At 33.4% G+C, this 20,958-nt stretch carries 16 protein-coding genes and 1 tRNA gene; 9 read left to right on the top strand and 8 right to left on the bottom strand.

Annotated features, from left to right (window positions below; all coding sequences use genetic code 11):
- Positions 1-28: 28 nt before the first annotated feature.
- The 6 genes from B8963_RS02340 to B8963_RS02315 form a co-directional block, all read right to left on the bottom strand.
- Positions 29-763: a tRNA1(Val) (adenine(37)-N6)-methyltransferase gene (locus B8963_RS02340; RefSeq protein WP_200810820.1), complete on the bottom strand. Its 735-nt coding sequence runs from the start codon at positions 761-763 to the stop codon at positions 29-31.
- Positions 763-1,293 (bottom strand): ribosome maturation factor RimM, encoded by a 531-nt coding sequence (rimM, locus tag B8963_RS02335; RefSeq protein ID WP_084059792.1) that lies wholly within the window; start codon positions 1,291-1,293, stop codon positions 763-765. The genes B8963_RS02340 and rimM overlap by 1 nt, the downstream gene beginning before the upstream one ends.
- 16 nt (positions 1,294-1,309) lie before the next feature.
- Positions 1,310-1,873, bottom strand: coding sequence for a 30S ribosomal protein S16 (locus B8963_RS02330; protein ID WP_084059791.1), 564 nt, complete (start codon positions 1,871-1,873; stop codon positions 1,310-1,312).
- Positions 1,874-2,016: 143 nt separating this feature from the next.
- Positions 2,017-2,640, bottom strand: coding sequence for a hypothetical protein (locus B8963_RS02325; protein ID WP_084059790.1), 624 nt, complete (start codon positions 2,638-2,640; stop codon positions 2,017-2,019).
- 50 nt (positions 2,641-2,690) lie between these two features.
- Positions 2,691-3,638, bottom strand: coding sequence for a hypothetical protein (locus B8963_RS02320; protein WP_143312447.1), 948 nt, complete (start codon positions 3,636-3,638; stop codon positions 2,691-2,693).
- 12 nt (positions 3,639-3,650) lie between these two features.
- Positions 3,651-3,863 carry a hypothetical protein gene (locus tag B8963_RS02315; protein ID WP_084059788.1) on the bottom strand — a complete coding sequence of 71 codons (213 nt, stop codon included), beginning with the start codon at positions 3,861-3,863 and terminating at the stop codon, positions 3,651-3,653.
- A 359-nt stretch (positions 3,864-4,222) separates the two neighbouring features.
- Between B8963_RS02315 and dnaE the strand changes: the two genes are divergently transcribed.
- The 7 genes from dnaE (at position 4,223) to B8963_RS02280 (ending at position 13,833) form a co-directional block, all read left to right on the top strand.
- A complete protein-coding gene (gene dnaE / locus B8963_RS02310; RefSeq protein WP_084059787.1) occupies positions 4,223-8,608 on the top strand; it encodes a DNA polymerase III subunit alpha in 4,386 nt (1,461 codons plus the stop codon).
- An 81-nt stretch (positions 8,609-8,689) separates the two neighbouring features.
- Entirely contained in the window at positions 8,690-9,559 is an 870-nt protein-coding gene (locus tag B8963_RS02305) for a hypothetical protein (RefSeq protein ID WP_084059786.1), read from the top strand.
- Between the two features lie 159 nt (positions 9,560-9,718).
- Positions 9,719-10,036, top strand: a complete 318-nt coding sequence (trxA, locus tag B8963_RS02300; protein WP_084059785.1) for a thioredoxin — start codon at positions 9,719-9,721, stop codon at positions 10,034-10,036.
- A gap of 138 nt (positions 10,037-10,174) precedes the next feature.
- On the top strand, positions 10,175-11,104 hold the full coding sequence (locus tag B8963_RS02295) for a DUF58 domain-containing protein (protein ID WP_084059784.1): 930 nt from the start codon (positions 10,175-10,177) through the stop codon (positions 11,102-11,104).
- Between the two features lie 21 nt (positions 11,105-11,125).
- Positions 11,126-12,145, top strand: a complete 1,020-nt coding sequence (locus B8963_RS02290; RefSeq protein WP_084059783.1) for a glycoside hydrolase family 26 protein — start codon at positions 11,126-11,128, stop codon at positions 12,143-12,145.
- 155 nt (positions 12,146-12,300) lie between these two features.
- Positions 12,301-12,374, top strand: a tRNA-Asp gene (locus B8963_RS02285).
- 283 nt (positions 12,375-12,657) lie between these two features.
- Positions 12,658-13,833, top strand: a complete 1,176-nt coding sequence (locus B8963_RS02280) for a site-specific integrase (protein ID WP_234989595.1) — start codon at positions 12,658-12,660, stop codon at positions 13,831-13,833.
- A gap of 846 nt (positions 13,834-14,679) precedes the next feature.
- Here the strand turns inward: B8963_RS02280 and B8963_RS02275 are convergent.
- Together B8963_RS02275 and B8963_RS02270 are read right to left on the bottom strand one after the other, a co-directional pair.
- Complete coding sequence (locus tag B8963_RS02275) at positions 14,680-14,988, bottom strand: helix-turn-helix domain-containing protein (protein ID WP_084059781.1); 309 nt, start codon at positions 14,986-14,988, stop codon at positions 14,680-14,682.
- A gap of 49 nt (positions 14,989-15,037) precedes the next feature.
- Positions 15,038-16,141: a Fic family protein gene (locus B8963_RS02270; RefSeq protein WP_084059780.1), complete on the bottom strand. Its 1,104-nt coding sequence runs from the start codon at positions 16,139-16,141 to the stop codon at positions 15,038-15,040.
- A 181-nt stretch (positions 16,142-16,322) separates the two neighbouring features.
- Here B8963_RS02270 and B8963_RS02265 point away from each other — a divergent pair, with 181 nt between their 5' ends.
- Together B8963_RS02265 and cas9 are read left to right on the top strand one after the other, a co-directional pair.
- Positions 16,323-17,135: an endonuclease/exonuclease/phosphatase family protein gene (locus tag B8963_RS02265; protein WP_084059779.1), complete on the top strand. Its 813-nt coding sequence runs from the start codon at positions 16,323-16,325 to the stop codon at positions 17,133-17,135.
- A 198-nt stretch (positions 17,136-17,333) separates the two neighbouring features.
- Positions 17,334-20,708, top strand: a complete 3,375-nt coding sequence (gene cas9 / locus B8963_RS02260) for a type II CRISPR RNA-guided endonuclease Cas9 (RefSeq protein WP_084059778.1) — start codon at positions 17,334-17,336, stop codon at positions 20,706-20,708.
- Positions 20,709-20,958: the final 250 nt, after the last annotated feature.

The following is a 20,958-nucleotide window of genomic DNA, read 5'->3' as shown; positions in this document are numbered from 1 at the left end:
AGATTTATAACATTACAACGACCTAATGTTACATTTTAAGATAGAAGTCTTTGGTAAGATTTATGTAGTCTTGAGTGTACATATTGCGTTCCTTTTCTATGACCAACTCAGTGCTTGTAATTTCTTTTTTTACAAAAGTGAATTCTAAAAGACTTCGCTTTATTTCTGTATTAGCGGAACCTCGTACTCTTGTGATGCGATTTGGGTAGAGCTGGTTTTTATGTGCTAATTGTATAAATTGCTTTTCTTCTTTAAACGGAATTATAGTAGCGAAGCTACCTTGTTTTGCTAATAACTTGGCTACGCCAGAAACTAATTCATCAAATGGGAGGGAAGTGTTTTGGCGCGCATTATCACGTGCTAAATCGCCACTAGAAACTTCTTCTGTATAAAACGGAGGGTTAGAAACAATTAAATCGTACAGCTCCATTTCATCAGGTTCTTCACTAGTATATTCATCAACAAATTCATCAAAACCAGCATGAAAACAAAACAAACGATCCGCCCAATCCGATGCTTCAAAATTTTCTATGCATTGTTCAAAAGCATCATCATCCAATTCTATTGCTTCAATATTTTCCGCATTACTTCGTTGCGCAAGCATTAAGGCAATAACTCCAGTTCCTGCGCCAATATCAAGTATGGAATACGTATTTTCATGTACTGAAGCCCAAGCGCCTAATAAAACACCATCTGTACCTATTTTCATGGCACATTTATCTTGGTTTATGGAGAATTGTTTGAATTTGAAGGGCTTCATGATTAATTATTCAAATACAAATCTACCAAACCTAAAGGGGTAGTAACGTAAATAGTTTTATTATCACGATCTACTTTGGTAATGATTTCATCATTGATGGGTATCAATAATTGCGTGCCATCCTTTAAAACTTCAAATAGCGCTTGCGATGTAGTGTCGTTTACACTTTCTATAATGCCTATATCGCCATGAACACTATCGATAAGTGTAAAACCAATTACCTCATGAAAATAAAATTTATTGCCAGTAAGCTTGGGTAACATGGTAAGCGGCAAATAAATTTCTGAACCCATTATGCGGTCGGCATCAGATTCATCAGCAATTTCTTCAAAACGAACACGAAGTAGTGTTGATTTATGAAGGCTAGATTTTTTAATAAAAAATGGAACCAGATTATTTCCTAAAGAAATAAATACTGATTCCAAGTTTTCGTATTCTTCGGGCTCATCGGTATCTAATTTTATTAGCACCTCACCCTTAAAGCTATATTTTGAAACGATTTTACCTAAGTAGAAACAATCTGACTTTAGCATATCGTTTTAAAAATAATTACTCTTTTGTTTCTGTATCAGCTGCTGGAGCTTCTTCAGCTGCTGGAGCAGTGTCTTCTGCAACTACTTCAGGAGCAGCTTCTTCAGCTACTTCTTCTACTTCAGGAGCAGCGGCAGCGGCAGCATCAGCAATACGTTTAGCATTTACTTCTTTTTCAGCTTTTAGTGCTAAAGCTTTAGCCTCAGCTTTTGCTTTATCAAGAGTGCTTAATTTAGAATTTACTATTTGTGCTTTTTCTTCTAACCAAGCATTAAATTTTGCTTCGGCTTGCTCTTCAGTTAAAGCTCCTTTACGAACACCACCTAATAAATGGTGCTTTAATAGTATTCCTTTGTATGATAATAAACGACTTGCAGTTTCAGTTGGTTGTGCACCATTCTGTAACCAAGTTACTGTGTTATCAACATTAATATCAATTGTTGCTGGGTTGGTGTTAGGATTGTAGGTTCCTAATTTTTCTAAGAATTTACCATCTCTTTTAGCTCTTGCATCTGCAGCAACTACCCAATAGAATGGTTTTCCTTTTTTACCGTGTCTTTGTAATCTAATTTTTACTGGCATATCACATTAATTTGTAGGGTGCCCGACCCTTGATTATTAATTCTAAATTTTTGTTTTCATTTCCGTAATGACAGAAATCCAAAACTCACTTATACTTAAGCGGGTGCAAATATACTCTTTTTTTGATTTCAAGCAATTCAATATTAGAATTTTCTACTAACTGAAATAAAATAAGAGCCAATTGTATCTCCATTGGTGTCTATTTGAAAAGAACCCCCTGTTCCGATAGTATATTTATCGGATACCTTGTAACCATAATATAATTTCAAAGAACCTCCAACGGCAAAAGTTCTATAGGGACTTTCGGTAATAAAAACTCTTACAGGATAAGGTAAACCTGTTATTGCAGGGTATTCAACTATTGTTACATCTGGAAGAGAGGTAACTTGGTATCTAAAAATACTAGATAAGCCAAATCCAAATAAATGCCACCTAGTGTGAGCAATGTTGAATCGTACACCTGCGCCTAATTGTAGGCCTGATGTTACATTGTGTAAGGTGCTATTGTATAATGGATCCCACTCGTCTGAATAAAAAAGAGGTGTGTCTGGTTCGTCATGTAAAGAACCTTCAAAAGACAGAGTCCAATCCAATTTTTTTGAAAAAGATTGTGCAAATAAAATTCCATATTGAAATCCAGTAATGTCGCCACTACCATGAACTCCTTTTGCAAAATTTAATTCTAAATAGGAGTTATTTGAATTTTGAGAAAACACATTAATGTAGCTTAATAAAAACATTAAAATTAATAATAATTTATAGGGCATTTTTTTTTGAATTAAAACGGCAACCTTTTTTAGAGGCTGCCGTTTATTAGTTATTGTCTTAAAATATTTGCTCTGCCAAGTGGATATTCTTGACTGATATTATCAGTAAATTGTATAAGGCTAGAGCCCAAATCATCATCATCCTTTTGGATATTCAATGTTAAAGTGGCTCCAGGAAATGCGTTGATTTCTGGAGTTGTTGATGTTGCTGGTTTGTATGCTGTTGATGGCATTGTAATAGAGAAAGTCCCTTTAGGCCCGCCATCACGCTCAATCCATTTCTCAATATTGTAATCACCTAAAACGGATAAATTCCAATTGAATAAAAAAGTGCCGTAATCAAACCACTTTTTATCTTTAAAATGTTTCCGTTTAGTTTTTTGAAAAGGAATGTCTCTTAAAACTGTTGCTCCACTTTTGACGCCAGTTACTATCATGCGTAATTCTAATTTTCCTGAAAACCAGTGTTCAACATCGTTTAAGTCTAGAATTTGAATTTTACCTCCATTTTCGGTCCTACCATCAATTCTTAAATCAGAATTTATTGGAATTGGATTAGGGACTGGGTCAACTGCTTGAATACACTCAGAACAATCAATTAGCTCTTCTTCGCCAATTACATATACATCATTTTCCCATGCAAATTCTTCTGTTATGTTTCTGTTGTAAACTAAATTTCCAGAACTATTTAAGGTGTATCCAGGGGCGGAGTAATCGTCATAGTAAGCACCTTTTAAAACCGCAATAGGTTCTAATAATTCTTTTGCAACACTAAAGCCTTTTTTTGTTTTTAAATTGTCTTCTAAAGTTTCTGCTTTTGGGAAAAAAACCATTGGTTTTTTTCCATTATTTAAACTTTGAACTTTTGCAGAAAGTACTTCCAATTTAGATGTTGATTTAGCAAATTTAGCACTAGATTTAAATTTACGAGTAACATTGTCTAAATATACTACATAATCTCCTCCTTCATTACTTAGTTGCTCGGCACTTTCATACATAAACATTTTAAATTATTGATCTTGAGCCATGTGCAATACCTCTTTCATAATTTCGGAATAGGCAGTTATGATTTCTTTGCTTTCAAGAGTGTTATTTGGCACTTGTAGCATTTGTTCTTCAAAGCTAAGCGACAAATCTACTGCGTTTGGTTCTAAAATAGTTGTGGTCTCCTTATTGCAGCCAATAAAAACCAATAATAAAGCCACGGTAAAAATATATTTCATAATCTTAAGTTTTTTGCTTTTTGTTAAATATTTTTTTTGTTCTACGAGGCATATTACATTTGTACTACATTCCTCTGGTTCGGTGCTTTTGTCTATGTCATAAGCATTATTTTTTTAGGGTTAATTTTTTAAGAGATTTTAGTCACTATACAAATCAGCCAGAGGTTTTTTTGTAAGAACTTTCGGAAAAATACAAAAACAAAAAAACGAATGGACTACATAAAAACCATACAATTTCTATGGTTTTTATTTTTCTAACTCTTTTGTTAAGTTAATAACTCATTACAACTATCCTATTTCAAAAGTTGGGTTTTTAGTATTTTTACAAACTACTTTTTTTATAAAGAAAACGCTAATTTATGTACCTAATTTTCGATACAGAAACTACTGGATTACCTAAACGTTGGGATGTGCCATTTACCGATACGGATAACTGGCCACGTTGCATTCAAATAGCATGGCAATTGCATGATGCTATGGGTAATTTAATAGAGCATCAAGATTATTTGGTACAGCCAGATGGTTTTAATATTCCTTTTGATGCGGAAAAAATACATGGAATTTCTACTGCTTTGGCGGAGCAAAAAGGGGTGCCGCTTGCGGTTGTTTTAGAAAAGTTTAATCAGGCCATGGCCAAAACAAAGTTTATTGTTGGTCAGAATGTGGGTTTTGATTTAAACATCATGGGTGCAGAATTCCACCGTTTGGGAGTGGAAAATCCGTTACAGGAATTGCCAGTTTTAGATACTTGTACAGAGCACACTGCTGAACTTTGTCAAATTCCAGGGGGTCGTGGTGGTAAGTTTAAATTGCCAACACTAACAGAATTGCATCAATATTTATTTGGTGAGCCTTTTGGAGAAGCGCATAATGCAACGGCCGATGTGGAGGCAACTACACGTTGTTTTTTAGAGTTAGTGCGTAAGCAACAATATTCTTCAGAGCAATTAGATGTTCAACCGGATTACTTTAAGAATTTCTCTGAAGCTAATCCTCAGGAAATACAATTAATTGGTTTAAAGCACATTAATTTAAAAAAAGCATCAAAAAAAATAGCAGATGCCCTTTGGGAAAAAGATACCGGTGGTGTTTCTCAAGCTGAAATTAAAGAAAATGTAAAAACACTAGCGGATGCTGAATTTGCTCATTTGCATAATCATAGTCAGTTTTCGGTTTTACAATCTACTATTGCTGTTGCTGATTTGGTGAAAGCTGCCGCCGATGCTAAAATGCCAGCGGTTGCGATTACAGATCATGCGAATATGATGGGGGCTTTTCATTTTGTAAAAGCAATCAAAGCAAATAATAGTAGCGTTAAAGAGCGAAATGCTAAAGCTTTAGAAAACGGAGAAGAACCAACCGAAAAAGAAATCAAACCTATTATTGGTTGCGAATTTTTTGTATGTGATGATCATACCAATAAAAATGTAAAAGACTACGGCTACCAAATAGTATTGCTGGCAAAAAATAAAAAAGGATACCATAATCTAGCGAAACTTTCCTCTATAGCCTATACCGATGGTTTTTATTATGTGCCTAGAGTAGATCGTAAATTAATAGAAAAGTATAAAGAAGATATTATTGTGCTTACTGGAAACCTGTATGGTGAAGTTCCGGGAAAAGTGCTAAATGTTGGTGAAAATCAGGCTGAAGAGGCTTTGCTTTGGTGGAAAGAGCAATTTGGCGATGACTTGTATTTAGAGATAATGCGTCACAACCAAGAAGACGAAAATCGAGTAAATCAAGTGTTGTTAGAGTTCGCGAAAAAGCACAATGTAAAATTAGTTGCAACCAATAACACCTATTACTGCGCTAAGGAAGATGCTGATGCGCATGATATTTTATTGTGTGTAAAGGATGGCGAGAAGCAGGCAACTCCAATTGGTAGAGGTCGCGGATATCGTTACGGATTGCCTAATCAAGAGTATTATTTTAAATCTCAAGAAGAGATGAAAGAACTCTTTAAGGATATTCCTGAGGCTATTTTAAACATTCAAGAAGTTGTAGATAAAATTGAGCCGTTTGAATTGGCGCGTGATGTATTATTACCAAAATTTGATATTCCTGAAGCCTTTAAAGTGGCTGAAGATGCAGCGGATGGCGGTAAAAGAGGGGAGAATGCCTATTTACGACATATTACGTATCAAGGAGCAGAAAGAAGGTATGGCGAAATTACAGATGAAATACGTGAGCGTATCGATTTTGAACTACAAACGATAGAGAATTCTGGTTATCCCGGATACTTTTTAATTGTAGAAGATTTTATCCGAGAGGCACGTAATATGGATGTTTCTGTGGGTCCTGGTCGTGGTTCTGCAGCAGGTTCTGTGGTGGCATACTGCCTAAAAATTACCAATATAGACCCTTTAAAATACGATTTGCTTTTTGAGCGTTTCTTGAATCCAGATCGTGTGTCCATGCCCGATATTGATATTGATTTTGATGACGAGGGCCGTGGTCGTGTTATGGATTATGTAATTAAAAAATATGGAGCCAATCAAGTAGCTCAGATTATTACATATGGTACTATGGCGGCGAAATCTTCTATTCGCGATACCGCGCGGGTGCTCGATTTACCATTAGGTGATGCTGATAGGATTGCAAAACTGATTCCGACGATGTCGAAATTAGGTAAGATTTTTGGCGTTTCTGAAGCCGATTTAAAAAAGAAATTTAGAGCTGAGGATTTAGAAAAAGTTAATGAATTGCTGAATATCGCTGAAGGGGATAATTTAGAAGGGCAAACCCTGAAAATGGCGCGGGTGTTGGAGGGTTCTGTTCGAAATACAGGTATTCATGCTTGTGGGGTGATTATTACACCTGATGATATAACAAATTTCGTTCCTGTAGCTACTGCGAAAGATTCTGATTTATATGTTACGCAATTTGATAACTCAGTTGTGGAAAGTGCAGGTCTTTTAAAAATGGATTTCTTGGGATTAAAGACCCTAACATTAATAAAAGATACTGTAAAAATTGTTAAAGCGAAGCATGGAATAGAATTAGTACCTGATGATTTTCCTTTAGACGATGAAAAAACTTACGAATTATTCCAAAAAGGAGAAACTGTTGGGGTTTTTCAGTACGAATCTCCTGGAATGCAAAAGCATTTAAAAGATCTTAAACCAACGGTTTTCGATGATTTAATTGCGATGAATGCCTTGTATCGTCCGGGTCCAATGGAATATATTCCTGACTTTATTCAGCGTAAAAATGGATTGGCAGAGATAAAATATGATCTTCCAGATATGGAGGATAATCTTAAAGAAACTTACGGAATTACGGTGTACCAAGAGCAAGTGATGCTTTTGTCGCAGCGTTTGGCAAGTTTTTCAAAAGGTGATGCCGATGTTTTGCGAAAAGCAATGGGAAAAAAGATTTTTGCGCTTCTGGAAAAATTAAAACCTCAATTTTTAGATGGTGGAGAGAAAAACGGACATCCTAGAGAGGTTTTAGAGAAAATTTGGAAAGATTGGGAGGCTTTTGCCGCCTATGCATTTAATAAAAGTCACTCTACTTGCTATGCCTATATTGCTTATCAAACAGCATATTTAAAAGCACATTACCCAGCGGAATATATGGCCGCTGTTTTGAGTAATAATATGAATGATATTAAGCAAGTAACGTTCTTCATGGAAGAGTGTAAACGTATGGGTCTAGAAGTATTGGGTCCAGATGTTAACGAATCGTATTATAAGTTTGCTGTTAATGCTGCTGGTGCGGTGCGTTTTGGAATGGGTGCTGTAAAAGGGGTTGGTAGGGCTGCTGTGGAAACCATTGTGGAGCATAGAAAAAAAGACGGTCCTTTTAAATCTGTTTTCGATGTATCTAAACGAATAGATTTACGAGCAGCAAATAAAAAGGCATTCGAAAATTTAGCAGTTGCTGGCGGATTTGATTCTCTTGGAAGCACGCATAGGGCACAATTTTTTCATGATGACGGAGACGGAATTACCTTTTTAGAAAAAGCAATAAAATATGGCGCTAAGTTTCAAGAAAATGAAAATTCTAGTCAGGTAAGTCTTTTTGGAGAAGCGAGCGAAGTACAAATTCCTGAGCCTATTGTTCCACCTTGTGAAGAATGGGGAACCATGGAAAAACTTCGTCGTGAAAAAGAAGTAGTAGGGATTTATATTTCCGGGCATCCTTTGGATGATTTTAAATCGGAAATAAAGTCGTTCTGTAATGCGGGACTATCCCATTTAAACGATTTAGAAAGCATTGTAAATAGAGAAGTGTCCTTTGCAGGTGTAATTACCGATGTGCAACATCGTATTTCAAAAAATGGAAAAGGATGGGCGGCGTTCACTATGGAAGATTATACAGATACCTATGAATTCCGGATTTTTGGAGAAGAATACCTAAAATTCAGACACTTTTTAATGATCAATTCTTTTGCTTACGTAAAAGTATATGTGAAGGAAGGTTGGGTAAATAGGGATACTGGCAAAAAAGGAGATCCAAGAATGCAATTCAATAGTTTTATGTTATTGCAAGAGGTAATGGAGACCTATGCTAAAAAATTAACCATTAAACTAAATATAGATCAGCTAAAAGAGGAAGGTATTTATACGCTTAAAGAAACCATTAATATGCATCGAGGCGATCATTCATTAAATTTTGTGGTTTATGAAATGGATGAAGAAATTAAAGTGAATTTGGTTAGTAGAAAACAAAAAGTTCAAATTTCTAGTGAGCTTTTAACCTGTTTGGAGGAGCAAGAAGTGCTGTATAAATTAAATTGATGATTTTCTTAAAAAAAATAGTAGGGTTATTTGGAGTTAAGTTGTTTAGTTAAAAAGAACAAATTTTAAATCCCTTATTTTATGAAAAAAATTAATTTTTTTGCTGGTTTAGCCTTCATTTTACTTAGTGCATGGTCGTGTCAAAAAGGAGAAACAACAGATACTCCGTTTAATGAGTTAAGTACAACAGAATCTTTGGCATTAGTTGCTTCTGTGGATGAAGTAGATGCTATTATCGATGATAATATTTTTTACTCTGATGATTTTTTTAATGAATCAGATTTTACAGGTAAAGGCAATCATTATGATCGTTCAGGGTACTTTTCTGACTGTGCCTTTTTTGAAATAACTTCAAATGAAAATACAGTAACAGTTATAATTAGTTTTGAGGAAGGATGTAAAGATCGTCGTGGCAACGAATTGTCTGGTACCATTACCATGACGCGTACAAAAGAATCTGGAAATTACGAGGCGTCTGTAGCGTTTACTGATTTTACTATTAATGGATATATTGTTAATGGAAGTAAAACGTATTCAAAAATAATTGAGAATAGCAATGGTAATCCAGAGAGAACAATAACAATAAATATCACTGTAGAAACGGATGGTGGTACAATTACAAAAACTGGAACTAGAACTAGAGAGGTTACAGCTGGTGGTGATACAGATACTTATCAAGACGATGAGATAACTATAACAGGTTCTGGCTCTTATACATCAGCCGATGGAATTGTTATAACTGCTGAAATTACCACACCTTTGGTTAGACCAGCTGGGTGTAAATTTATTGCACAGGGTGTAAAACAATATACAAATGCAGGAGTAATTTCTGTATTGGATTATGGTGATGGAACTTGTGATAACCTAGCAACATTAACCGCAGCAGATGGTTCGGTTACAGAAATAGAATTAAGACGAGGGAGAAAAGATTGCAAAGCAAGTCATGATTAAATAATGACATTAATAAATACACAGCCATTCAAGTTAATTGAATGGCTTTTTTTATAACCATCAAGTTTATTGATAGTATAATAATTAAAACGAATATATCGTTAGTAAGGAAAAAGTCTAATAATTGACTAAATTTGCATAATTATAAATACAAACAAAATGGCATTAGAAATAACAGACGCAACTTTTGACGAAGTAGTCTTAAAAAGTGATAAACCAGTAGTAGTTGATTTTTGGGCAGCATGGTGCGGACCTTGTAGAATGGTTGGACCAATCATCGACGAAGTGAGTAATGAATACGAAGGTAAAGCTGTAGTTGGTAAAGTAGATGTTGATGCTAATCAAGAATTTGCTGCAAAATACGGTGTGCGTAACATACCTACAGTATTAGTGTTTAAAGGTGGAGAAATTGTTAGTAGACAAGTAGGAGTATCTCCAAAGAAAGTCTATACCGATGCAATTGATGCTGCTTTATAATAAAAAGCAATTTCCTTTTTAGGAATTTAGAATATAAAAAAAATCCTGCTTTATGCAGGATTTTTTTGTTGCTTATAACTTAAAATAAGTAAGGGTTCTTATTTTAATTACTTCCTAAGATTTAATTATCTTTAAACTATGAATATTCAGTCAGAGCTTTATAAATCTACATTATTCCAAAACTTGGAGTTAATGGCAAATCAAGTTGTTGAAGGCTTTATAAGTGGAATTCATAAAAGCCCCTTTCATGGTTTTTCTGCAGAATTTGCTGAGCATAAAATTTATAATAATGGAGAAAGTACCAAACATATAGATTGGAAACTTTTTGCAAAAACCGATAAATTATATACCAAAAGATACGAGGAAGAAACCAATCTTCGTTGTCATATGATTTTAGATAATTCGGCATCGATGTATTATCCGGAAGTTAAAAATTTAAACATAGCTAATCTTAATAAAATAGGATTTGGTGTTTTGGCTATAGCGGCTTTAATGGCGATTTTAAAGCGTCAACGTGATGCGGTAGGGCTTAGTGTGTATTCTGATACTTATGATTATTATAGTGCGGAGAAGGGTAGTGAGCGGCATCATCAAATGCTGTTGGCTAAACTAAATGAAATAGGACAATCACAGCGGCCTAAAAGCAGAACAGAAACCTATACGTATTTACATTTAATTGCAGAAAAAATAAAGCGTCGCAGTCTTATCTTTTTATTTTCAGATATGTTGCAAACAGAGACTGAGGATGAAAAGCTTTTTGAAGCCTTACGCCATTTAAAATATAACAAGCACGAAGTGGTATTATTTCATTTAATGGATGAAAAATATGAAGTGAATTTTGATTTTGAAAATACACCACAGCGCTTCATAGATGTGGAAACAGGGGAAGCTATAAATTTATATGCAGATACTGTAAAAGATGCGTATCAAAAAAGCGTATTAAACTATAAAGAGGAATTAAAATTAAAATGCGCACAATATAAAATTAAATACTTGCCAGTTGATGTACGCAGAGATTTTTCTGGTATATTAAATACTTACATGACCGAAAGGCAAAAATTTCTATAAATAAAATCATATAATTAAGCTATGTCTCTTGCTAATAAAAATGCATTGCCTCAGGTGATTGCACTTAAGTCTAGAATAGAAAATATTACTAGCAAAGGCTATGCTTTTGGGCATCAAGACACCACCTCTTATGGTATTGGTTGGAGAAATGATGCAGTAAATTATCAAAGTGATGTTTACAGCGTTGCGGGTGATTTTCCATTAGTATACGGGTTTGATCTTGGGCGATTAGAGCATGGTAATTCACTTAATCTTGATGGCGTTCCTTTTGATGAAATGAAAATGCTTATACAAAAAGCACATCGCGATGGAGGAATAATAACGATTAGTTGGCATGCTGATAATCCTGTTTCGAAAGGCGATAGTTGGGATACAACTCCGGCGGTAAAACAGTTACTGGATGGGGGAGATTATGCGCTTATCTACAAAAGCTGGATAAAAAGAATTGCCGATTTTATGTTAAGTCTAAAAGATGACGAAGGCGAGTTAATACCCATTGCTTTTAGGCCCTTACATGAAATGAATGGATTTTGGTTCTGGTGGGGAAACCATAATTGTAGTCCAGAAGAATTTAAAGCCTTATGGAGGCATACTTTTAATCTGTTGACAAAAGATTTCATGGCAAGTAATTTGCTCTTTATATATGCTCCAAATATGATTGGCAACGCTGAAGAGTATTTGGTCAATTATCCTGGAGATGAATATGTAGATATGTTGGGTTTAGATATGTATCAACATGGAGCTGCTAAAGAATTTAAGAAAGACTTAAAGAAAAATATAGAGGTGTTAAAGCAAGTGGCAGATGAAAAAATGTTGCCTTTTGCGCTTACCGAAGTTGGATTGGAAAAAGTAGAGGATGCTAATTGGTGGACTGTTGTGTTGGATGAAATTCTTGAAAATTCGGGAATTAGCTGGGTGTTGCTATGGCGTAATCACACCACAAGTCATTTTTATGTGCCATACCCTAATCAATTAAGTGTAGCAGATTTTATAGCTTTTAAAAATAAAAGTCATGTTCTTTTTTTAAATGATGTAAAATAATATAAGATAGATGAATTTGTAATCTATTGATATTGAATGATTAGCAATCAATAAAAGTTGCTTTTGATATTATTTTAAGTTTTAAGTGTATTTTTTGATGAAAATAATTTGCGCAATTAAATAAGCGATGTATATTTGCAACCGCTTAAAGCAACGGTTCGGTAGTTCAGTTGGTTAGAATACCTGCCTGTCACGCAGGGGGTCGCGGGTTCGAGTCCCGTCCGGACCGCTAAAATTTTTTCAAATTTTAGTAAAAGCCCACAAACATTAGGTTTGTGGGCTTTTTTATTTTCAAATAATACCATTTAATATCAAAAAAAATGACCCTCGCGGTGAGTGTGGCGGTGAGTAATTTATTTGAAAAAAGTTACTCACCAGTTAGTGCTAAACGCCTGTATTTGTAGGACTTACAATTTTTTTTATTGCATAATTTGTGTACCTTTAAAAAGGTAACAAGGTGAGTAATTATGCTAAATCAGTTTTCAGTCTTATTTTATCCGAAAAGAAGGGATATGGACAAGCAAGGGAAAATACCCCTTTATGTTCGTATTACTGTTTCTGGTAAGCGTAGTGAAAGTTATATCCAAAGACGTATAGAACCTGATAATTGGAATTCTGATGCTGGAAAAGCATTTGGGGCTACAACAAATATGCGAGAACTGAATCGCTATATGGATGGAATTCGCAGCAGCATTTATAAAATTCACAGTAGATTTATTGAAAAGGATATTTTTTTTACGGCTAAAGACATTCGAGATGTCTATACTGGCAGAGATGAAAAGCTTAAAATGGTAGTTGAATTATTTCAAGAGCATAACGATGATCTTTCTCGATTAGTAGGAAAAGAATATTCAGCAGGCACATTGCAACGTTATAAAACTTGTAAAGCACATATTGAGAATTACCTTAAAAAAGAATACAAGAAATCTGATATTCCAGTACAAGATATAGATCATAAATTTATAACTGGGTTTGAATATTATTTAAAGTCGCAAAAGAAGTGCGTCCATAATACGGCAATTAAATACATCATAAATTTTAAAAAAATTATACGTATTGCTTTTGCCAATGATTGGATTTCCAAAGATCCATTTGTGCATTGGAAGGCGAGTTGGAAACGAATAGAACGAGAATTTTTAACTCAAAGGGAACTTAATACACTGGAGAAGAAAACTTTTACAATTCACCGTTTAGAGCAAGTCAAAGATATTTTTCTTTTTTGTTGCTATACAGGATTGGCTTATGCAGATGTAGAGAAGCTCAAAACAGATGATATTTTATTGGGAATGGATGGGCGTAGATGGATAAAAACTAAACGGAAGAAAACAAATACCCGTAGTAGCATTCCTTTATTGCCAGCTGCGGAGTCTATTTTGGAGAAATATGAAGCGCATCCATTGGTATTGGATAAATTGAATATGCTTCCAGTATTGAGCAATCAAAAATCCAATGCCTATTTAAAGGAGATTGCACTTTTATGTGGAATTACTAAAAACCTCACAACACATTTAGCACGCCATACCTTTGCCACAACGGTTACGCTTTCAAATGGCGTTCCTATAGAGTCAGTAAGTAAAATGTTAGGTCATACTTCTATTAAAACCACCCAACATTATGCTAAGGTTTTGGATAAAAAAATTGGTGAGGACATGGAAGGGCTTATGGAGCGATATACAAATAATGCTTAAAGATTTGTCTGCATTTACAAATTGAGCTACTAATTCAAGTTTGGTATTTATCCTTTAAAAATTCATTTACTTTTTTTAACCAAGAGCATTTTCCTTTTTTAAAGTCTCAATAGAGCGCAAAAAAAGATCAAATGAAATAGGATTTGTCCTGTAGTTTATTTACTTCTTTCAGAGCCAATCGCATTCCCTTTTTGATATAGATTATATAAAGGATTTAAAATTAGGAAAGGGCTATAAATAGGAGGGCAGCGCCATCTGTTTTATGCGCCCGCTAATTTTAAATACTGTTCATTTAGAATCAAAAAGGGAAGGGACTCAAAGAATACTAAGCGACAAGTTATTGAAATGCAAAACGTATAAAGTTCACTAAAAAGTTGAACAAGCGAACGTAAGTCAAAAAGGAATTTTCCAGAAAAAACATATAAACTCAAATTACTTTTTGGCTTGTGTTCAAGACTTTTAGACGAACCTTTTTTCCTGTAATGTAATGAAAGGAAATAGGGTGAGGATTAAAACGGTTTATAGTTTTGGACTTGCTTAATAAGCCTATACTGTTATGGTTAAAAATGTGTTACAATTACATGATTTGTCGCAAATAATTGCCATTTTACTGAGGTTTTAAGCTGATTTGTCGCAAACTGTGAGAAATTGAGGATTTGAATAATTTGTAAAATGCTGTATATGAGGGAATTGAAAACTAGTGACATCGCGCAGCGTGTCACCCTCTTGCTATTCCCTCCTTAGCTTAATATCAATAAAATTAGAGATATTTTTAGTTAGAATAAATAAGTCTTTTAATTTGATTCTTTAGTTGGGAATACTTCTTTTCAGATTAAATAATTAAAATTAATTTTTTCTGTTAATATTATAGGATATGGTTTGTTTTTCAATAAGATTTAATATGGATTGCTTTTTAAAATATATGCGATTTCCTATTCGAATTGGGTTAATAATTCCATCTTTAGCCCATTGGTATAATGTTGGTAAACTTACCTTGAAATAGTTTGCCGTTTCTTGCCTAGTTAATAAAATATCTGGATCCGATTTAGTTACTTGATTCAAATAATCTTCAATTTTAACAAGTAGCTTTTCGGCAATTATTTCTGTTAATTCATCCGCAGAAATTTCTGTAATTTGTATTGTTTTTGTTTCCATCGTAAGTTTAGGTTTCTATATCTTTCGCCAAATAAATTAATGTACGACTCTAAATCAATATTTGATAACGTGAACTTCTTCCGCCACCAATAGGAATAAAAATATTTTGTTCAACCAAATTTTGTAAATCTCTTGTTGCAGTAGCTTTTGAAGTTCCTGTTATACCCATATATTTTGTTGCATTCATTCCGCCTTCAAAACCATCAGGACCTTCTTCTAACATTCTTCGGATTACTTTTAATTGACGTTCATTAAGTGCTGTTTCAAATTGGTCGAAAAATTTAGCTTTTTTTAAGGTAAATTCAATTTCTTTCTCTGTTTGTATTTGAGCCTTTAAAACTGTTTTGGCAAAATAGATGATCCAGGGTGTAATTTCATTAGAACGCTGAGCAGATTGTAGGGCATTATAATACGCTTTTTTATCTTGTTCAATAGTTCTTGATAAACTTAATAAAATTGGTCTTTGAATGCTTTGTGATAATGCTTTTTCAGAAATTGCTCTACCAATTCTTCCATTACCATCCTCAAATGGATGGATAGATTCAAAATAGAGGTGCGCAATTGCAGCTCTAATAATTGGTTTTTTAATGGCATTTCTACCGACTAGTGACGTATCATTAAACCAAGTTATAAAAGCATTCATTTCCGCAGCTACTTTTTTCGAGGGTGGAGCTTCAAAATGTACAAGTTCTCTACCTAATGCACCGGAAACAATTTGCATGGGTTCTTCATGATTTCGCCATATTCCAATTGCAATATTTTTTGAGCCCTTCATCAACATCGAATGCCATGAAAATAAAGTTTGAGTGTTTATAGGCTCCATAAAACTATCTCGAACAGCAATCATAAGCTCAGAAATGCCTTCCGCTTTTTTATCTTTGGATTGTGGTAATTCTGTTTGTAATCCTAAATTTCTCTTGATGGAAGACATCACATCCTTACGACTTAAATATTCCCCCTCGATTTCGGAGGTTTTTATAGCCTCAGAAACCATCATATTAATCATAGTTTCAGTTTGCATAGCTTCTGGGAGCCCCTCTAGAATACCACTTATGCGTCCAGTACGTTCTGCAAATTCAAAGAGTAAGCCTTCAATAGACGTAGTTTCATATTGAAATTTTCTCCAATCTTTTTGTTGCCAATTGTACTTCATGAGCCGATTAAATGTCTTATTCGGCTCAAATATACGATTTAATTGAGCTAATAAGTGATTTTATTTGGCTCAAAATGATTTAAAACCTTTTTTCTAATAAGGCAAGTTATACTTGTATTATAGATTCACGTAATGTTTATGACCACTTTTTATTTATTTTTAGGACTTAAATAAAAATGGAATGCTAAAAAAAATACTCCTTATACTTCTTATTTTCAGTGCTTTCAAGGGATACTCGCAAGATGTTAAAATCAGTTTAGCGTCATGGAATATTAAAGATTTTGGACAAACAAAAAGTAGAGAAGAATTAGATGAAATTGCTGAAATTCTTCGTGATGTAGATATTATTGCAATACAAGAAGTTGTTGCAGGTTATGGTGGCGCGCAAGCAGTAGCGAAATTGACAGATATATTAAATAGAAAAGGGAGTAAGTGGGATTATGTAATTAGTAGCCCTACTAATAGTTCAAAGTATGTAACGGAGCGCTATGCATTTGTTTGGAAAACAAGGGATATTAAAATAAAAAACAGAGGTAGATTAATAAAGGAGTTAGATTCTCTAATAGATAGAGAGCCTTTTTTATTAGATTTCTATTTGGGCACAAAAAAGTTTACTGTGCTTAATTTTCATTCAAGACCTTTTGATAAAGACCCTGAAAGTGAAATAAAAGCACTTACAGAGTATGTTAAAAATTCTTCGAATTCTTCAATGCTCATTGCTGGGGATTTTAACGTAGATCAGAATAAAGCTGTTTTTAACGACCTAAAAAAAAGTGGCTTTAAAGCTGCAGTAACTGGCAAGAAAACAACTATAAAAAGAACTTGCGACCAGAATGACTATTTAAATTATGCTATTGATAATATTTTCTATTCTAAGAATATTAACAAACAAGAAGCAAAGGTTATAGATTTTGTAGGAGTTTGCGGAAATCTAGATAAAGCTAGAAAGTTATCGGATCATTTACCTGTTTATTTGAGGTTTTCTATTGAATGAATCACAAAAAAAAGTCCCACCGAAGCAGGACAAAAGGTTTTCACCTACGGCATATAGCCTTATTGTGATAAGATTAAAGATTAGAAGTTTTAATCTAGTAACGAAGATAGTTAAATACTTTTAAAAAAAAGTACGCTTTTCTGTAAAGGACTACAACAATTTATTTATAAGTTTATTTTTTATAAAGTGTAGGGCAAAATGGCAAAAATTTTAGGTTTAGATTTAGGGACAAATAGTATTGGCTGGGCCTTAATAGACGATGTTCAAAATAAAATTTTAGGTATTGGAAGTAGAATATTTCCAATGGGTGTTGAGAATTTGGGTGATGGGGAGAATGAGATGTCTAAAAATGCAAGCAGAACAGGTGCACGAGGTATTAGGAGACAATTTTTCAGAAAAAGACTTAGAAAAAAAATATTGCTAAAAGCACTTTCGGAGAATAATATGTGTCCGTTGGTTGAAATGGATTTTATAGATTGGAAAAAGACAAAACAATTTCCTTCAGAAAAATTAGCTGTATGGTTTGCACTAAATCCTTATGAACTTAGACAAAAAGCTTTAATAGAAAAACTTAGTCTAGAAGAAATCGGTAGAATTTTTTATCATTTAATTCAAAGACGTGGGTTTTTAAGCAATAGCAGGAAAGGTGGTAGTGAGGATGGAGCAATTTTTAAGGGTAACGTAAAAGATGGCAAAATAGGTATAACAGAAACTCAGGAAAAAATCGAGAATAAAACATTAGGTGCTTATTTATTTGATATTTACCCCAAAGAAAATGAACTTTTTCAAGATGGTTTAGAACGTATTCGGAATAGATATACAACCCGTAAAATGTATGTTGATGAATTTGAAGTGATTTGGGAAAGCCAAAAACAGTACCATTCTAGCTTAAATGAAAATTTAAAAACCTTGCTGGGAGGGAGGAAGATAGATGGCTATAAAGAAGATGGTATTATTTTTCATCAACGCCCTTTGCGCTCTCAAAAGCATTTAGTTGGCAATTGTTCATTTGAAACTTCAAAAACCAAATCACCAATTAGTGCAATTGCTTTTGAACAATTTCGAGTTTGGCAATGGGTAAATACTGTAGAATATAATGGAAGCAAAATATCCCAAGAACAAAAAGAAATAGTAGTAGGTTTTCTGTATGCTAATGAAAAGATTGATTTTAAAAAGATTAGAAAAGTACTAGGAAAAGAAAGTGCGGAATTCAAATTTAATTATAAGGATGATGATAAAATTGTTGGCACACATACCATCTCAAACCTATCCAATAAAAAATTCTTTGGTAAAAAATGGTTCGAATTTTCAGAAAAGAAACAAGATGATATTTGGCATGTTTTATACTTTTTTGATAGCAAATCTAACGTTAAAGAATATGCAATAAAAAAATGGAATTTCACAGCAGAACAAGCTGAAGCAATCTCGAAATTTAATGTAAAAGATGGTTATGCGAATTTAAGTAAAAAAGCAATAAATAATATATTACCCTTTCTGCAAATTGGTTTCACTTATGATGTTGCAGTTGTTATGGGTGGTATTAAAAATACTTTTGGTGCAGATTGGGAAAAAATATCACATGAAAAAAGAAACTTTTTGATTGATAATATTGAAGGTATAGTTCGCTCAAAAACTAAAGGCGGATTTATTACTATAATCAAGGATATTCTTCTAAATGATTACAATCTGACAGAAAATCAAATGAAGAAATTGTACCATCATTCAGCAACAATCGATGTTTCAAAACTTCTTGAAAAACTTCCATTGGGCAAAGATGCTGATAAAGAAATACAAGCTATTCGTAATCCTATTGTTATAACTGCATTATTTGAACTGCGAAAATTAGTAAACGAATTAATCGACGATAACGGCCAGATTGATCAGATTAAAGTAGAAATGGCTCGTGATTTAAAAATATCGAAATCTCAGCGCAACAAAATCCGAAGAGACCAAAAGCGCTTAGAAAAAGAAAATGATAGAGTAAAAACGGAAGTTTTAAAATATACCAATTTATCACATGATAATATTTTAAAATTTAAACTTTGGGAAGAATGTAAAAAAACATGTCCCTATACAGGTAATGCAATATCTGTGAAACAACTTTTTTCAGGCGAAATACAAATTGAACATATACATCCTTGGAGTCGTTCGTTAAATGATAGTTTTTCAAATAAAACATTATGCTATGCTGACGAAAATAGAGAAAAAGCAAACAAAACACCTTTTGAATTTTATGGTTCTGATGAGAACAACTGGTCAGCTATAAAAGAACGTGCATTAAAATTGTTTTCAGACACTAAAGAATATCCAACAGCGTACCAAAAATTCAAGCGATTTATACAGCAAAAATTCGATGATGATTTTACTTCTAGGCAACTAAATGACACACGTTATATAAGTAAAGAAGCAAAAAATTACCTCACAAAAGTTTGTAAAAAAATAATTGTTTCCCCTGGTCAAGCAACTTCAAATCTTCGACATAAATGGGGGTTGAATACTATTTTGAATGATGAAAATATAAAATCGAGAGAAGACCATAGACACCATGCTATTGATGCTTTAGTAATGGCTTGTACTAAAACCGCCTATGTTCAAGAATTATCAAACTGGAATAGGTATAATAGAAACTCAGTATTAAAAGAATTTCCAATGCCTTGGGAGACCTTTAGATATGATGCAGAAAAAGCAATTAACAGTATTTTGGTTTCCCATAAAAGAATATCAAATGATATTACGGTAAGGACTCATATTTCAGAGAAAAATGGTGCTAAATATAAAAATGTAGGTATTGCAGCAAGAGGTCAATTGCATAAAGAAACTGTTTTTGGAAAAAGGAATTTTAATGGAGAAGAAGCATTTCATGTAAGAAAATCGATTGATAGTTTAGAAACTGCCAAACAAATTGATAAAGTAGTAGATAAAACCACACGTTTTTTAATATTAAAACGAGTTCAAGAATTAGGTGGTTTTGTAAAAGGTAAAGTTCCTGTAAATACATTTTTTGTTGTTGACGAGAACGGAATAAATCAGCCTCAAATATTTTTGCCAAACAAAAATGGAGATCCAGTTCCAATTTTGAAAGTAAGAGTGAAAGAAAATATCGGAGGGGCAGAAAAACTAAAAGAAAATATAAATCAATGGGTGAATCCTAGAAATAATCATCATGTATTAATTTACAAAGATGAAAAAGAAAATTTAAAAGAAGAAGTTGTGACATTTTGGACAGTTGTTGAACGCAAAAGGACTGGTGAATCAGCATACAAGTTGCCAACAGACGGAAAAGAAATTGTCACTACTCTCCATATTAATGATATGTTTTTACTAGGTTTAAATGATGATGAGATTAATTGGGAAAATCCTAATAATGAAATTTTTAAAGAGCATTTATATAGAATTCAAAAGTTATCGTCAAAATTCTACGAATTTAGGCTATGTTCACAGTCTTCGTTGGATAATAATTATCAACCATATTATAATAGTATTAGAGGCTTTGGTGCAGGAAAAACAGGATGGTTTACTTTTAACCCTATAAAAGTAAAGATTTCGGTTTCAGGAAAAATAACAAAAATTTAATTTTATAGAGTTGTAAAAATTAACAAAAACTCAAATTGATTAAATTATTACCAAAAATCAAAAAAAGCTGAGAAAAGTGTTCTCACAAAAAATAAAACTCAATTTAAAGTAATTTTTGAAACTAAAAAGTTCATTGACATAAGATTTTCATTTTCTCAAACAGCCGAAACACAATGAAAAATCTTCTGATTTTCAGTTACATATTTTACGTTGTACTTTGATTAAAGATTAGAAGACACGATATTGACAC

Origin of the sequence: Cellulophaga tyrosinoxydans, assembly GCF_900176415.1 — a bacterium.
Classification (GTDB): Bacteria; Bacteroidota; Bacteroidia; order Flavobacteriales; family Flavobacteriaceae; genus Cellulophaga; species Cellulophaga tyrosinoxydans.
Note: the sequence above shows the minus strand (reverse complement) of the source record. Positions and strands in the feature narration are given on the sequence as shown.